General features: G+C 59.2%; 10 protein-coding genes. 5 read left to right on the top strand and 5 right to left on the bottom strand.

From position 1 onward, the window contains the following. Window positions 1-9: 9 nt before the first annotated feature. Window positions 10-1812: an acyl-CoA dehydrogenase gene (locus PCPL58_RS25935; RefSeq protein ID WP_065350787.1), complete on the bottom strand. Its 1803-nt coding sequence runs from the start codon at window positions 1810-1812 to the stop codon at window positions 10-12. A gap of 226 nt (window positions 1813-2038) precedes the next feature. Then, complete coding sequence (gene putA / locus PCPL58_RS25930; protein WP_065350786.1) at window positions 2039-5995, bottom strand: trifunctional transcriptional regulator/proline dehydrogenase/L-glutamate gamma-semialdehyde dehydrogenase; 3957 nt, start codon at window positions 5993-5995, stop codon at window positions 2039-2041. 448 nt (window positions 5996-6443) lie between these two features. Here putA and putP point away from each other — a divergent pair, with 448 nt between their 5' ends. Further along, window positions 6444-7931: a sodium/proline symporter PutP gene (putP, locus tag PCPL58_RS25925; protein WP_065350785.1), complete on the top strand. Its 1488-nt coding sequence runs from the start codon at window positions 6444-6446 to the stop codon at window positions 7929-7931. 83 nt (window positions 7932-8014) lie between these two features. Here the strand turns inward: putP and PCPL58_RS25920 are convergent, their stop codons facing one another. Continuing rightward, entirely contained in the window at window positions 8015-8686 is a 672-nt protein-coding gene (locus PCPL58_RS25920) for a polysaccharide lyase family 7 protein (protein ID WP_065350784.1), read from the bottom strand. Between the two features lie 317 nt (window positions 8687-9003). Here PCPL58_RS25920 and PCPL58_RS25915 point away from each other — a divergent pair, with 317 nt between their 5' ends. From PCPL58_RS25915 to PCPL58_RS25905, 3 genes are read left to right on the top strand one after another with little or no spacing between them, the layout of a single operon-like run. Continuing rightward, complete coding sequence (locus PCPL58_RS25915) at window positions 9004-11142, top strand: two-component system response regulator (RefSeq protein ID WP_065350783.1); 2139 nt, start codon at window positions 9004-9006, stop codon at window positions 11140-11142. Window positions 11143-11174: 32 nt separating this feature from the next. After that, window positions 11175-11699, top strand: coding sequence for a M48 metallopeptidase family protein (locus PCPL58_RS25910; protein ID WP_003366203.1), 525 nt, complete (start codon window positions 11175-11177; stop codon window positions 11697-11699). Window positions 11700-11725: 26 nt separating this feature from the next. Beyond that, window positions 11726-12022: a winged helix-turn-helix domain-containing protein gene (locus PCPL58_RS25905; protein ID WP_003366205.1), complete on the top strand. Its 297-nt coding sequence runs from the start codon at window positions 11726-11728 to the stop codon at window positions 12020-12022. A 7-nt stretch (window positions 12023-12029) separates the two neighbouring features. On the opposite strand, the gene PCPL58_RS25900 is transcribed toward PCPL58_RS25905, so the two are convergent. Beyond that, complete coding sequence (locus PCPL58_RS25900) at window positions 12030-12488, bottom strand: GNAT family N-acetyltransferase (RefSeq protein ID WP_065350782.1); 459 nt, start codon at window positions 12486-12488, stop codon at window positions 12030-12032. 294 nt (window positions 12489-12782) lie between these two features. Here PCPL58_RS25900 and PCPL58_RS25895 point away from each other — a divergent pair, with 294 nt between their 5' ends. Continuing rightward, complete coding sequence (locus PCPL58_RS25895) at window positions 12783-13538, top strand: substrate-binding periplasmic protein (RefSeq protein WP_058397739.1); 756 nt, start codon at window positions 12783-12785, stop codon at window positions 13536-13538. Here PCPL58_RS25895 and yccS read toward each other — a convergent pair. Then, window positions 13501-15699, bottom strand: a complete 2199-nt coding sequence (gene yccS / locus PCPL58_RS25890) for a YccS family putative transporter (protein ID WP_065350781.1) — start codon at window positions 15697-15699, stop codon at window positions 13501-13503. The genes PCPL58_RS25895 and yccS overlap by 38 nt on opposite strands. Between the last annotated feature and the right edge of the window lie 97 nt (window positions 15700-15796).

Below are 15796 nucleotides of genomic sequence, written 5' to 3'. Positions count from 1 at the left end.
CGGGTTTATTTAAAACCAGTCGTCGCGCATTGCCAGGCAAGTGTCATCGCGGTTTTCCAGAATGGCCAATTCATGATGGCAGCCCGGTACTTCCCACGTCAGGAAGTATCGGGCGGCTTGCAGCTTGCCTCGGTAAAAGTCGTTGTCGGCCTGATTGCCGCTAATCAAGCCTTCTTCTGCACGGATCGCCTGTTCGAGCCATCGCCAACCTACTACCGTGTGGCCGAATGCCTTGAGGTACAGCGCCGAATTGGCCAGTGTGCTGGTGATTCTGCCCTGGGCCAGATCGGTCAACAGCCCGAGTGTGACGGCCTGCACGCGTGCGACCAGTTGCTGCAGGGGCTGGCGCAATTCGTCGAGTGCTTGATGGGTCTGGGCACGTTCGCAGGTCGCCGAGATCAGGCGCAGCAGTTGCTTGAGGCCGGTGCCGCCATTCTGCGCCAGCTTGCGGCCAAGCAGGTCGAGCGACTGGATGCCGTGAGTACCTTCATGGATCGCATTGAGGCGGTTATCCCGGTAATACTGCTCGACCGGGTATTCGCGGGTGTAGCCGTGGCCGCCCAGGACTTGAATCGCCAGTTCGTTGGCCTTCAGACAGAACTCCGACGGCCACGACTTGACCACCGGGGTCAGCAGGTCCAGCAGTTCGTGCGCGTGCTTGCGATCGTCTTCGGTTTCGCCGGTCTGCGTGTCATCGAACAGTCGCGAGGCGTAGAGGCACAGGTCAAACGCGCCTTCCACGTAGGCTTTCTGGGTCAGCAGCATGCGCCGCACATCTGCATGTTCAATGATGGATACTGGCTTGCTGTTCGGGCTTTTACTGTCCGGCAGGCGTCCTTGCGGCCGCTCGCGGGCATACTCCAGTGAGTACAGGTAGCCGGAATAACCCAGCATTGCCGCACCTAGCCCGACGCCAATACGCGCTTCGTTCATCATCTGGAACATGTAATTCAGGCCATGATGAGGTTTGCCCATCAGATAGCCGACACACTCACCGTTATCGCCGAAATTCAGCGCGGTTGAGGTAGTACCTTTCCAGCCCATCTTGTGAAACAGGCCCGCCAGCAGCACATCGTTGCGCTTGCCGAGGCTGCCGTCATCGTTGACCAGAAACTTGGGCACGATGAACAGCGATATACCTTTGACCCCGCCCGGCGCGTCCGGCAGTTTCGCCAGGACCATGTGCACAATGTTCTCCGACAGCGAATGATCCCCGCAGGAAATGAATATCTTGTTGCCACGCAGCCGATAAGTGCCGTCGCCTGCCGGCTCGGCGCGTGTGCGGATATCTGACAGCGACGAGCCGGCATGTGGCTCGGTGAGCGCCATGGTGCCGAAGAAGCGTCCTTCGATCATCGGTTGCAGAAAACGCTGCTTCTGCTCGTCGTCGGCAAAGCTCTCGATCAGATTGGCGGCGCCCATCGTCAGAAACGGATACGACGTTGTGCCGACATTGGCCGCCTGAAAGTGGGCAAAACAGGCTTGCGACAGCAGGGTAGGCAACTGCATGCCGCCTGCGTCGAAATCGCGTGATGCATTGAGAAAGCCGGCCTCGAGAAACGCGTTTATCGCGGGCTTGACCTCAGGAATCAGGATCGCTTCGCCATTTTCATAGCGCGGCTCGTTTTCGTCAGCCTTGCGGTTGTGCGGTGCAAAGTACTTTTCTGCAATGGCGCGCGCCGTTTCCAGCGCCGCATCAAAGGTTTCCCGCGAGTGCTCGGCAAAGCGCTCGCGACGCGTCAGACCTTCGGCGTCCAGCACTTCATACAGCTCGAAAGCCAGATTTCGGGAACTGAGCAGCGACTCGGACATGATGACGTACCTGTTCTTGGAATGGCTCAAGTCTAGGTCGGGTTGAGGGGGGAGGGTAGCAAGATTGATTCGGGTGATGGTCGAGCGTGTGCAGGGGGTATCGAGAGCGGACGTGGAGGGTCCAGAGCATGGGAACGGTCGGTGTCTTTCCGACACCTCTCGTTCCGCACGCTCCGGCATGGGAATGCCGTTCTTGACGCGCTGCGTCATCTGTTACCGAGCGGCATCAGCCGATCGTCATCAGGCTCGCATTGCCACCCGCCGCCGCGGTGTTGACGCTCAATGCCCGCTCGATCACCAGACGTTCCAGCGGCACGTTGGTTTCGCCGTGGGACAGGCCATTGACGCCGACGATGGCACCACTGCGTTGTGCGATCTGCTGGCAGACGGCACGTAGCTGGTCGGAGTCGCCGTGGTGCAGGACGGCGTCGAAGTTGACGTCGTCCTTGGCCCAGTCAGGTACCAGTTTGATGCGCGCCTGAACGTCCTTCGGCAGGCGAGCGCGTAGTGACTTGCTGATGTCGGTCTCCTGCCACACGGCAGAGCTGCCGACCGCCAGTACGGCTGCCAGTTGAATCATCAGGTCGTTCTCGTCGTCAGCCAGGCAAAGCACATGCTCACGCGGCAGGATCGCGTAGCTGTTGCGTTCGCCGGTCGGGCCAGCCAACTGGCGAGTGATGCCGCTTTGTGATTGCTCGGCGTATTGACTGCACAGGGCATCCAGATCGCTTTGCTGGTTGCTGGCAGCCCAGGCTTTCAGTGCCTGCAACGGCTTGCCGAAGACTTCACGCAGACGGGTATCCGGTGCAGACAGCGCGTCGCTGCGGATGAACGATTTCTCGATAGCATCCTGCGGGCGCGTCGACAGCAGGCGATACAGGTACAACGGGCCACCTGCTTTGGGACCGGTGCCGGACAGACCTTCGCCGCCGAATGGCTGAACACCCACCACTGCGCCGACGATGTTGCGGTTGACATAGACGTTGCCGGCATTGACGTTGTCGATGACCTTGGCAATGGTTTCGTCGATACGGGTGTGCACGCCCAGGGTCAGGCCATAACCGGAGGCATTGATCTGATCGATCAGCAGGCCAAGCTCCTTGCGCTTGTAGCGCACCACGTGCAGCACCGGACCGAAGATTTCACGTTGCAGCTCATCGAAGCTTTCCAGCTCGATCAGGGTCGGCATCACATAAGTGCCGCGCTTGAGTTCGGCGCTGTCGGCGATGGCCACCTGGTAAACCGTGCGGCCCTTGTCGCGCATGGCCTGGATGTGTTTTTCGATACCTGCCTTGGCCTCTGCGTCGATGACCGGGCCGATGTCCACGGACAGGCGCTCAGGATTACCGAGGCGGTTCTCGGCCATCGCGCCCTTGAGCATTTCAATGACGCGGTCGGCAGAGTCTTCCTGCAGGCACAGCACGCGCAGTGCCGAGCAGCGTTGACCGGCGCTGTCGAATGCCGAAGACACCACGTCGATCACCACCTGTTCGGTCAGCGCCGAAGAGTCGACAATCATTGCGTTCTGGCCACCGGTTTCGGCGATCAGCGGAATGGGGCGACCCTGCGAGTCGAGGCGACCTGCCACGTTGCGCTGCAGCAGGCGGGCGACCTCGGTCGAGCCGGTGAACATGACACCTTTGACGCGTTCGTCGCCGACCAGCCCGGCGCCTACGGTTTCGCCACGACCGGGCAGCAATTGCACCACGCCTTCCGGGATGCCCGCTTCAAGCAGCAGACGTACGGCCTGCGCGGCGATCAGTGGTGTCTGCTCGGCAGGTTTGGCCAGCACCGGGTTACCTGCGGCCAATGCAGCCGCCACCTGACCACTGAAAATCGCCAGCGGGAAGTTCCACGGGCTGATGCAGACCACCGGCCCCAGCGGACGGTGACCGTCGTTGGTGAAGTCGTTGCGCGCCTGCACGGCGTAGTAACGCAGGAAGTCCACGGCTTCGCGCACTTCGGCGATGGCGTTGGCGAAGGTCTTGCCCGCTTCACGGACCAACAAGCCCATCAACGGCTGGATTTCAGCCTCCATCAAGTCAGCGGCACGCTCCAGAATCGCGGCGCGCTCGACAGGCGGGGTGGCCTGCCAGATCGGACCGGCGCTCAAGGCGCACTGGATGGCGTTATCGACATCTTGCAGGGACGCTTCCTGCACATGACCGACCATGTCACGCAGATCCGATGGATTCAACGCAGCACTCAACGTGCCTGCGCTGGCCGGACAGCCCAGCATCGGGGCGGCTTTCCAGTCGTTGTGCGCGGTAGCCAGCAGGGCCGAAGACAGCGACGCCAGACGATGCTCGTTGGCCATGTCGATGCCGCTGGAATTGGCGCGTTCGGTTCCGTAGAGGTCTCGCGGCAGCGGAATGCGTGGATGCGGCAGGCCGAAACCGCCTTCCTGGGTGGCCATGCGTTCGATCTGGTTGACCGGATCGGCGACCAGTTCCTGTATGGAGATCGAGTGGTCGGCAATCCGGTTGACAAACGACGTATTGGCGCCGTTTTCCAGCAGACGACGCACCAGATAGGCCAGCAGTGTTTCATGAGTGCCGACCGGGGCGTACACGCGGCAAGGACGATTCAGTTTGCCGTCGGCGACTTTGCCTACAACCTGTTCATACAACGGCTCGCCCATGCCGTGCAGGCACTGGAACTCGTACTGGCCGGGGTAATAATTCTGACCGGCAATCTGGTAGATGGCCGCCAGGGTATGGGCGTTGTGCGTGGCGAATTGCGGATAGATGACTTCCGGTGCCGCGAGCAGCTTGCGCGCGCAGGCGATGTAGGACACGTCGGTGTACACCTTGCGCGTGTACACCGGATAGCCTTCCAGGCCTTCGACCTGGGCGCGCTTGATCTCGCTGTCCCAGTAAGCGCCCTTGACCAGACGGATCATCAGGCGATGGCGGCTGCGGCGCGCCAGATCGATCACGTAATCGATCACATAAGGGCAGCGCTTCTGGTATGCCTGAATCACGAAACCGATACCGTTCCAGCCGGTGAGCTGTGGTTCGAAACACAGGCGCTCGAGGAGATCCAGCGACAGCTCCAGGCGATCGGCTTCTTCGGCGTCGATGTTCAGGCCGATGTCGTATTGCTTGGCCAGCAGGGTCAGCGACAGCAGGCGCGGGTACAGCTCATCCATCACCCGCTCATACTGGGCGCGGCCATAGCGTGGGTGCAGTGCCGACAGCTTGATGGAAATCCCCGGACCTTCGTAGATGCCGCGGCCGTGGGAGGCTTTGCCGATGGAGTGGATGGCCTGCTCGTAGGACGCGAGGTACTTCTGCGCGTCATGTTCGGTCAGCGCCGCTTCACCCAGCATGTCGTAGGAATAGCGGAAGCCCTTGGCTTCGAAGCGGCTGGCATTGGCGAGGGCTTCACCGATGGTTTCGCCGGTCACGAACTGCTCGCCCATCAGGCGCATGGCCATGTCGACGCCCTTGCGGATCATCGGTTCGCCACTTTTGCCGATAATGCGGCTCAACGAGGACGTGAGGCCTGCCTCATTGTGAGTGGCAACCAGCCTGCCGGTGAGCAGCAGGCCCCAGGTGGCGGCGTTGACGAACAGCGATGGGCTGTTGCCCAGGTGCGGCTGCCAGTTGCCGTTGCTGATCTTGTCGCGAATCAACGCATCGCGGGTGCCCTTGTCGGGAATACGCAGCAGTGCTTCGGCCAAGCACATCAGCGCAACGCCCTCCTGAGAGGACAGTGAAAACTCCTGCAACAGGCCTTGAACGATGCCCGCGCGACCGCCAGCGCTTTTCTGGTTACGCAGTTTTTCCGCGATCGACGCGGCCATCTTGTTGGTGGCTTCGGCAACCGGGGCGCTCAGGCGGGCCTGCTCGAGCAGCATCGGCACCACTTCCTGCTCGGGGCGGCGGTAGGCGGAGGTGATGGCCGCTCGTAATACAGACTGCGGCTGGATGCTTTCGGCAAAATCCAGAAAGCATTGCAGCCCGGCATCTTCTGCCAGCTCACCGCGGTCTTCGTTGTCCTTTGCGCCGGCGGCACTGTTGAGTTCCAACAGGGTTGCACCACTCTCGAGCTTTTCCAGGTAATTGAAAATCGCCTGCTTGATCAACCAGTGCGGCGTGCGGTCGATGGAGTGGGCTGCGGCTTTCAATCGCTCGCGGGTAGGGTCGTCAAGTTTGACGCCAAGAGTGGTGGTGGCCATGTGTTGTCCTCTTTATAGCCACGCAGAAGTGGCATCGGCTTTGGCGCAGATTAGCGTCGGGACGGGGTGAGGTGCAACCGGGTGCAACCCGATTTGGAGAATATTTTGTGATGTGCCCGGCGAGCGGCTCATAAAAACAGCGCTATGCGCAATGCTGGTGCGCGATTTTTTGTAAATAGTATTTAAAACGCCCTAAAATGGCGCGTAAATGCACCTGCGTCAGGTTTTTTGTAACAGGTGCAACTTGCGTGATGAAATGGGTTGCACCTTGTTTGGTTTGTTTAATAGGATTCGTTCCCGCGGTGCAACCGCCAGTCATTGATTGCCGATCCTTGCGGAGCGACTAGTCAACGCGGTGTCGGGTGCAAAAGCAGGGATGTGCCGAATATCGGTCGCTATTCCCTTTGGCATCGGGTGCCAACATAAAAACAATGCCAAGGCAGAACTCATGAGTGTCAGCAACCCTACCTTGATCACGTTCGTGATCTATATAGCGGCAATGGTATTGATCGGCCTGATGGCCTATCGCTCTACCAACAACCTTTCGGATTACATCCTCGGCGGACGCAGCCTGGGCAGCGTGGTGACCGCTCTTTCAGCGGGTGCCTCTGACATGAGCGGCTGGCTGTTGATGGGGTTGCCCGGTGCCATCTATATGTCCGGCCTGTCGGAAAGCTGGATCGCCATCGGTCTTATCATCGGCGCCTACCTGAACTGGCTGTTCGTGGCCGGCCGTCTGCGTGTGCAGACAGAGCACAATGGCGACGCACTGACCCTGCCGGATTACTTCAGCAGCCGTTTCGAAGACAACAGTGGTCTGCTGCGCATCATCTCGGCCATCGTGATTCTGGTGTTTTTCACCATCTATTGCGCCTCGGGCATCGTTGCGGGGGCGCGTCTGTTTGAAAGCACCTTCGGCATGTCCTACGAAACCGCCCTGTGGGCCGGTGCTGCGGCGACCATTGCCTACACTTTCGTCGGTGGTTTCCTCGCAGTGAGCTGGACAGACACCGTGCAGGCCACGCTGATGATTTTCGCGCTGATCCTCACGCCGATCATCGTCCTGCTGGCAACGGGCGGCGTCGACACCACCTTTCTGGCGATTGAAGCGAAAGATCCGACCAGCTTCGACATGTTCAAGAACACGACTTTCATCGGCATCATCTCCCTGCTCGGCTGGGGCCTGGGTTATTTCGGTCAGCCACACATCCTGGCGCGCTTCATGGCGGCCGACTCGGTCAAGTCGATTGCCAGCGCCCGACGCATCTCCATGGCCTGGATGATCCTGTGCCTGGGCGGCACCGTGGCGGTCGGGTTCTTCGGCATTGCCTATTTCTCGGCGCATCCGGATGTTGCCGGGCCGGTGACTGAAAACCCGGAGCGGGTATTCATCGAGCTGGCCAAGCTGCTGTTCAACCCCTGGATTGCCGGCGTGCTGCTATCGGCCATTCTGGCTGCGGTCATGAGTACGCTGAGCTGCCAGTTGCTGGTGTGCTCCAGTGCGTTGACCGAGGACTTCTACAAGGCTTATCTGCGCAAGGGTGCTTCGCAGATCGAGCTGGTCTGGGTCGGTCGGGCAATGGTGCTGCTGATCGCGATCATTGCCATTCTGCTGGCGGCCAATCCTGAAAACCGCGTACTGGGCCTGGTGAGTTACGCCTGGGCCGGTTTCGGCGCAGCCTTCGGCCCTGTGGTGCTGATTTCGGTGCTGTGGAAGGGCATGACTCGTAACGGCGCACTTGCCGGGGTCATTGTTGGTGCGGCCACCGTGGTGTTCTGGAAGCAATTCAGTACGATGGGGCTGTATGAAATCATCCCCGGGTTCATCTTCGCCAGCCTCGCCATCATGGTGTTCAGCCTGATCGGCAAGCCTGCTTCTGCGTCCATGCAGACCCGTTTCCTGGCAGCCGAGCAGGACTTCAAAGCCAACCGCTGACAGTGTCTGACTGAGACAGAAACGGCCCGTTCTTCTTTGTGAAGCGCGGGCCGTTTTGTATGTGGGCTTAAGGCGCGTGCCGCTCAGCTCTGGTTGTGATCGATATCCAGGTTGTAGAACGTCGCCTTGCCGCCCTCCGAGGTGTACCCGGTGTTGTCCTGGGTATACACCCCCGCCTTGAAGTACAGAGGCTTGTCCCGCCAGGTCTCACTGATGCGCGTGCTCCAGTCCTGATCCTTGGCGCTGACCGACAGTTTGCCGCCCTTGCTCAGGTGAATGACGTAATTGAATGTCTCATTCAGCTTCACACCTTCTACGATGGTGTAAACCTTGCTTTCATCGTCGTCATAGCGATTGCGGACTTTTGCAACGATATCGCCAGTTTTGGTGTCTTCCTTGTATTGAAACTCGACTTTCAGGAGCGGCTCCGTGCTCTCGTATGCGTGTATTTGTCCGATGACAACCTTGCCAGTGGAAGGTACTTGGTCGACTTCCAGTTTGGCATTCAGATAGTTGTCGGCATCCGGGTATACCCAATTATGCAACGAGCCATCGGACCACGTTTCTCGAAGTTCGCTGCGGGCATATTTTGCGTTCTCGGTTTTACTGCCGGTGACGGGCGACCAGAACACAATGGAGTCGGTTTTTGATTTGAAATATTTACCGTCATAGCCTTTTACTAACTGAGCGGTTTCGATGGTATTGGGGGGCGACCCCACAGGGATGCTGAGATTCCACGATCCAAGATCTACCATTTTGTCTCCGTCCGTAAATGTCTTTATATCGCTCATAGAAAAAGCCTCTGGCGCGAGACTTCAGGCGGGTTTTATACGGCTCGTAGGACAATTTGTTAATAAAAAAATGTCGAACGGATGGCGTCAAAGTGCTGTCACTTCTTCTGCAGGGCAGAGTCTGTAAGGGGTGTAGCGAATGACCGTTAGTCGGGTAGATCGAACTTTGACAGTAGGGAACAGGCGCCTTGCTTCTGCTTTTGGCGAGACGAGGCTAGAGTTATTCCAAAGTATGACGGTCGTCCTGAGTCTCAGGCGTCATGCCCACATAGAGAAGCAGCATGGAACGCGTGCCAACCCAGCCAGATGATGGCTCTTCAGTTTTACTCGTTGTAGACGATTACCCGGAAAATCTGGTGACGATGTGTGCTGTTCTGCAAAGAACGGACTGGCACATTGTGACTGCAAGTTCCGGAATCGAAGCATTGACCGTACTGCTCGAGCAGGAAGTCGACCTGGTTTTGCTGGATGTGCAAATGCCGGGCATGGACGGCTTCGAGGTCGCGCGACTGATGCGCGGCAGTCAGCGTACCCGCCTTACGCCGATTATTTTTCTCACCGCCAATGAGCAGACTCAGGATGCGGTGCAGAAGGGTTATGCGAATGGTGCGACGGATTATCTGTTCAAACCGTTCGACCCGAATGTGCTCAAGCCCAAGGTACAGACTTTGCTTGAACAGCAGCGCAATCGCCGTGCGCTGCAACAGCTGTCGCTGGAGCTGGAATCGGCTCGTGCGTTCAATGCATCGGTGCTGGCCAATGTCGCCGAAGGCATTCTGGTCGTTGACGAAGCAGGCACCATCAGCTTTGCCAATCCGGCCATCTGTCAGTTGTTGAACACCTCCGTCGATCACCTTCGCGGCACTCAGGTGCTGGACTACATCATCGAGCCTAAGGAGGGGCACTGGCTGGACTCGGGCTTTTATCAGCACTATCGCAAGTCCGATACCTATCGGGTGCATGACGCCATTCTGCGCACTGCGCAAGGCACACAACTGCCCGTGGCGTTGTCCTGCGCGGCGCTGCCTGCCGAACAGAAGGCAATGGTACTGACGGTTCTCGATATGTCGGTGGTCCGTGATCTTTATCAGCAGCTTGAAAAACAGGCCGTCACCGATGCATTGACTGGCCTGCTCAATCGCCGCGGGCTTTATCAGGCGGTTGAAAGCATGCTGTTGCGTAACGAGCGGGCTGATAAATACCTGGTCGTGCTGTTCATGGATCTGGATGGCTTCAAGCAGATCAATGATGCGCTTGGCCATGAAGCAGGGGATCAGGTACTGCTCTGGGTCGCCGAGCAGTTCAAGGACAGCATGCGCCCCTATGATGTGCTGGCGCGCATCGGCGGCGACGAATTCACTGTGGTGATCGACGGGCTCGATTACCCCGAGCAGGCGGCCAAGATCGCCGAAAAGCTCATCGAGCGGGTGTCCGGAAGACGTCAGGTCGACGGTGTCGAGATCACGCTGGGTGCCAGTGTCGGCATTGCAACCTTCCCGGACTGCGGCTCGAATCTGGACGGTCTGCTGCGCGCGGCAGATATTGCCATGTACGAGGCCAAGCGTGCCGGGCGGCAGCAATACCGGTTCTATGATCAGAACATGAACGGGCGCGCCCGCTCGCGACTGATGCTTGAGGAAAGCGTGCGCACGGCCATCGATGGCCGGGATTTTTCAGTGGTGTACCAGCCTCAGATTCACATGGCGGATGGTCGCTTGCGTGGTTTCGAGGCCTTGCTGCGCTGGCAGCATCCTGCGGTCGGAGAGGTCCCGCCTGCGCTGTTCATTCCGCTGCTGGAAGAGACCAGGCTGATCAATCGGCTCGGCGGCTGGATCTTTGATCAGGGCGCCGAGCAGCGTCAGGCATGGAGCCGTATCTTTGCGCCCGACATGGTGCTGAGTGTCTGCGTCAGCCCCACGCAATTCTGTCTGCCCAATCTGGCTTCGGAATTGAAGCGCGCCATGGATCGCTTCGAGTTGAAACCGGGGCAGATCGAAGTGGAAATCACTGAAACCGCTCTGGTGAATAACCTCACGCACAGCCATAAACAGCTGAAGTTGTTGCATGACGTCGGTGTGCGCATTGCGCTCGACGACTTTGGTACGGGCGAATGCTCGCTGTCGAATCTGCGCAATCTTCAGCTCGACACTTTGAAGCTGGACAGGCGTTTTGTGGCCAGCATCGCAGGATCAAAGCGCGAAGCGGCAATGGCCAGCAGTATCATCGACCTGAGCCGCAACCTCGACATGCTGGTCATCGCCGAAGGCGTCGAGACGGCTGAGCAATATCAATGGCTGGCCGACAACGGTTGTCAGGTCATTCAGGGCTTTTTGATCGCTCACCCGATGGTCCCGGAAGAGGCGTTGCGCTTTCCCGGGCACTTTGACGTGGCAGGCTTGAGGCAGACGAGATTGTTGTAGAATGACGTTTTTCGATCTCATGCAAAGGCCCCATGACTGCATCCAGCCATGCTCCGCTCAAATACCTGCAGGCCTATCCGCAGGCCCTGCAGGACCAGGTGCAGCAGTTGATTGCCGACGATCGCCTGGCGGATTACCTGCAACAGCGCTACCCCGCGCGGCATCAGATTCAGAGCGACAAGGCCCTCTACGCCTATGCGCTGGCGCTCAAGCAGGATCACCTGCGCAACGCGCCAGCCATCAAGAAGGTTCTGTTCGATAATCGCCTTGACCTGACTCATCGCGCACTGGGCCTGCACACCAAGATATCCAGAGTGCAGGGTGGCAAGCTCAAGGCCAGCAACGAGATTCGCGTAGCAGCGCTGTTCAAGGAAGCGCCGCCGGAGTTTCTGAAAATGATCGTGGTGCACGAGCTGGCCCACTTTCGTGAGTCGGACCATAACAAGGCGTTCTACCAGTTGTGCGAGCACATGTTGCCTGGTTATCACCAGCTGGAGTTTGATTTGCGCGTGTACCTGACGTACCGCGATCTGCAGGCCGCACATGCGCCATGCTGAACCACGCACTGAAAAAGGATTCGACGATGCAGGTCAGCAAGACCAAAAGCAGTTTCTATCGCCGCCTGTACGTGGCGTATCTGATCGATTCACGGATCGCCAGCAGTGTCCCTGAGCTGATGACGGCAACCGGCATGCCTCGTCGTACCGCTCAGGACACCATCAGTGCGCTTGCCGATCTGGACATTGTGTGCGACTTCGAGCAGCTCGAAGGTGGCCGCAATCACGCCGGCAGCTATCGGATCCGTGACTGGGGCGCCGTTGACAAGGGCTGGATTGCCGACAATCTGCTACGCATCAAGGCTGTGCTGGAGTATCCCTGAGCGGTTTTCAGTCCAGATCGCGACGCATGCCAATATGCGGGATGTCGTCTTCCAGGTAGATCTCGCCCACCGGATTGAAGCCATAGCGGCTGTAATAGCCCTGCAAATGGGCCTGGGCCGATAGGTAGATGGGCTGGTCGGGCCATTTGCGTTCGGCGTTTTCCAGGGCCTGCTCCATCAGCTCATGGCCGATACCCCGACTGCGAATCGAAGGCGCAGTCACCACCCGGCCGATGGTCACGTCGCCGCCTTGCTGGATGGGGTCGAGCAAACGCAGGTAGGCGACCAGCTGGTCTTCCTGCCAGGCCATCAGGTGGCAGGTGTCGCCCGTCAGGTCCTGTCCGTCGACGTCCAGATACACGCATTGCTGCTCGACCACAAACACCTCGGCACGCAGTTGCAGCACGGCATAGAGCTGCTGGATGCTCAGCTCGGTGTGATGTTTGCAGATCCATTTGATAGACATGTTGCAGACTCGCAGGGAAACCAGAAGCGAAGTCTAAACGTATCCGGCGACATTCCCAATAAACGCCGTCAACGATATGAATGCTACGTCGGGTGAGCATGTTGCTCCCCCGGCTTGTCTACTGCCTGCTTCAGGTCTTCAATTAAAAACGGCAGGTGCTCTAGGCTCTGTACGAAAAGTGGAACAGGCTCGCCTGACCTACGCTCGCCGACTTTGCGTACAGAGCCTAACGCGCGAGCGTTTTCCTGCCGATAGGATTAAATCGGGCACGCCGCCCCTTTCAGGAACCTGAGCATGTCGCAGTTGCTTCGAGCGGTGGGGTTGCTGGTCTTCATGCTGATGGCGCCCGCCAATGCAGCTGAAAAGTTGCGTCTTGTCGCTGACCCCTGGCCGCCTTTTACCGACGCGCTGCTGCTCAACGGCGGGTTGGCAACCGACATCGTCAATACGGCGCTGCGCCGTGCCGGGTACACCACACTGTATGAGCAAGTGCCCTGGGCGCGGGCGATGCTCGGCTTGAGCCAGGGGCGTCATGACGTGCTGATCAATGCCTGGTTCAGCGAGGAGCGCACGAAAATTGGCCAGTTTTCTGCGGAGTACCTGCTCAATCGGGTGCGTTTCATCAAGCGCAAGGAGTCGCCCATTGGCACCCTGACCCATGAGCAATTGCACAAGTACATGATCGCGGTGGTGCGCGGTTACGCTTATGCCCCTGCGTTTGACAACGACACCGAGTTGCAGAAAGTCCCTGTGCAAAACTTCTCCACCGCCATACGCATGCTTGCTGCCGAGCGTGTCGACCTGACCCTGGAAGACGAATACGTCGCTCGCTACAACCTGGCGATGGAACCGGACGAGGTGCGTGACCGGGTCGAGTTTCTACCGGGTTCGTTAAGCGATAACAGCCTGCATATTCTGGTCAGTCTGAAAAATCCGCATCACGAAAAGATCGTCGCTGACTTCGATCGCGAAATTGCCGCCATGAAAGCGGACGGCACCTACGATGAATTGCTCAGACTGCATGGGTTGCAGCAGTCTCCGGAGCTTTGATCAGGTGCGCGGCGAGGGTGCGCAGCGGTGCCAGTTGGCGGCAGATCAGTGCCAGTTGGGCCTGCACCAGCCGCTGGCTCTCGTCCATGTCCTCGGGCAGTTGCTCCAGTTGCGCGGCCAGCCCTTCCTCGACATCGCTCTGTACCGCAACCGGCCTCTTCTCGGCCAGCCCTGCGGCGATTTCGTCGATGCTGGCGGCCAGCGTGGCGCCGACGTTATCGATCAGGTGTTCGCGGACATCGCTCGGCAACTGCGTATCACGGTGCGCGCCAAGACCTGAAAGGTAGCTCAGCAGCGTGTGCGACAGCACCAGAAAGCGGAAGCCGACGTCGGCCTCCTTGCGGAAGTGGCCGGGCTCCATGAGCATATTCGCCAGCGTGGTCGACAGCGCCGCGTCGGCGTTGTGGGCATTGCGCCGCGCCAGTCGGTAGGCTAGGTCGTCACTCTTGCCCTTGGCATACTGTTGCATGATCTGCCGCAGGTAGATGCTGTTGCAGGTCAGGGTATTGGCCAGCACCTTGTTCAGGCGCCGCCCCTGCCAGTCCGGCAGAAACAGGAACACTGCGAGGCCGGCGATAAGGCTGCCCAGCAGGGTATCGAACAGCCGGGGCAGGAACAGGCCGTAACCGTCGCCGACCTGATTGAAACAGAACAGCACCATCACTGTGATGGCGGCGGTCGACAGGGTGTAGCGCGTGGTCCGGTTGACGAAGAACACCACCCCGGCCAGCACCGCGCACATCGATTGCAGAATCGGACTGGTAACCAGATCGAACAGCACCCAGCCGACAGTCAGGCCAATCGCGGTGCCGATGATCCGCTGGCCGAGCTTGAGCCGGGTGGCGCCGTAGCTGGGCTGGCAGACGAACACCGTGGTGAGGATGATCCAGTAGCCCTGTGACGGGTGAATCAGGTGCACCATCGCGTAACCGATGGTCAATGCCAGCGGCAGGCGCAGGGCGTGACGAAACAGCAGCGAGGTCGGGGTCATCTGCAGGCGCAGGCGTGTCCAGACATCCTTGAGGTTGCGCGGCGAGCGGTCCAGCAGGCTGCTGTCGGTGGCATCGGCTACGGCGTCCGGGTTGCTGGCGTCGCTGATCAGACGATCCAGGGTGCCGAGGTTGGCAGCCAGCGCGCGCAGCGAACGCAGCAGGCCGCGCCAGGCAGGGTTGCTCTGGATGCGCAGATGCTCAAGGGATGCGTGCAGGTCTTCCATGGCTTCGGCGAAGCTGGGGTCATACACGAACGGCTGCCGCAGCTGGATGGATTCTGACAGCGCCTGGCAGGCAACGCCCTGTTGACGCAGCAGGCGCTGACAGCGGAATAGCACGTCGCTGTGGAAAAACGCATCGGCCAGTGAGTTGTAGGGGTAATGCGACGAGCTGGCGCGCTCGTGGATGTCCTGAGCGATGAAGTACAGCTTCAGGTAGCGGCTGACTTTGGAGCCGGGCCGGCCGCTGCCGACGCGGTGCAGAATGATTTCCTTGGTGGAGTTCAGCGCAGCGACCACTTTGCCGTTCTGCTGCGCCAGTTCCAGACGACGTGCCTCCACGTTGAGCGTGCGAATCGGTTCAAACAGGGTCGACTTGAGTTTCAGGTACTGGCCCAGCTCACGAAACAGTCGCGCCAGCGCCTGTTGCACCGGCTGGTTGGAAAACAGCATCTGCCACAGCACTGACAGCAGTCCGTACCAGGCCGCGCCCGCCACCAGCAGCATCGGTTCATCCCAGAAGTCCAGCACTTCACCGCCACGTTGATCGACGCCGATCATGGTGTAGACCGAAAGGATCAACGTGCCGTAGGCGATTGCGCCATACCGCTCACCCAGCGCGCCCAGCATGGTCAGGCAGAAGCTGGCCAGCGCCAGCGAGCAGACAAACAGGATGGGGTAGGGGAAGAGCAATTCGACGGCGAGGGCGGCGATGCTGAAACACACCAGTGTCACGGCCAGGGCATTGAGTCGGCCCTGCCAGCTGTCGTCAGTCTCGGCCAGGGCGCAGGCAATAATCCCCAGAAACAGCGGGATCAGTAATGCCATTTCGTTTTGATACCAGCACAGCGCCATGCTGCCGGTCAGTGCGATAAAGACTCGAACGCTATAGCTGAATTTATCCAGCGCCCACAATCGACGGAATGTATGACGGAGAGATTTCGATGCCATGGGTTAGCTTGACGGCCCTGTTCGCAATTGATCGATCGTGCAGGAGGATATGTACAGACCAAATGACTGGCTGTACATCCGCCTCGCAAAATTTATA

The organism is Pseudomonas cerasi (assembly GCF_900074915.1).
Classification (GTDB): domain Bacteria; phylum Pseudomonadota; class Gammaproteobacteria; order Pseudomonadales; family Pseudomonadaceae; genus Aquipseudomonas; species Aquipseudomonas cerasi.
This window is presented reverse-complemented; position numbering and strand designations above follow the sequence as displayed.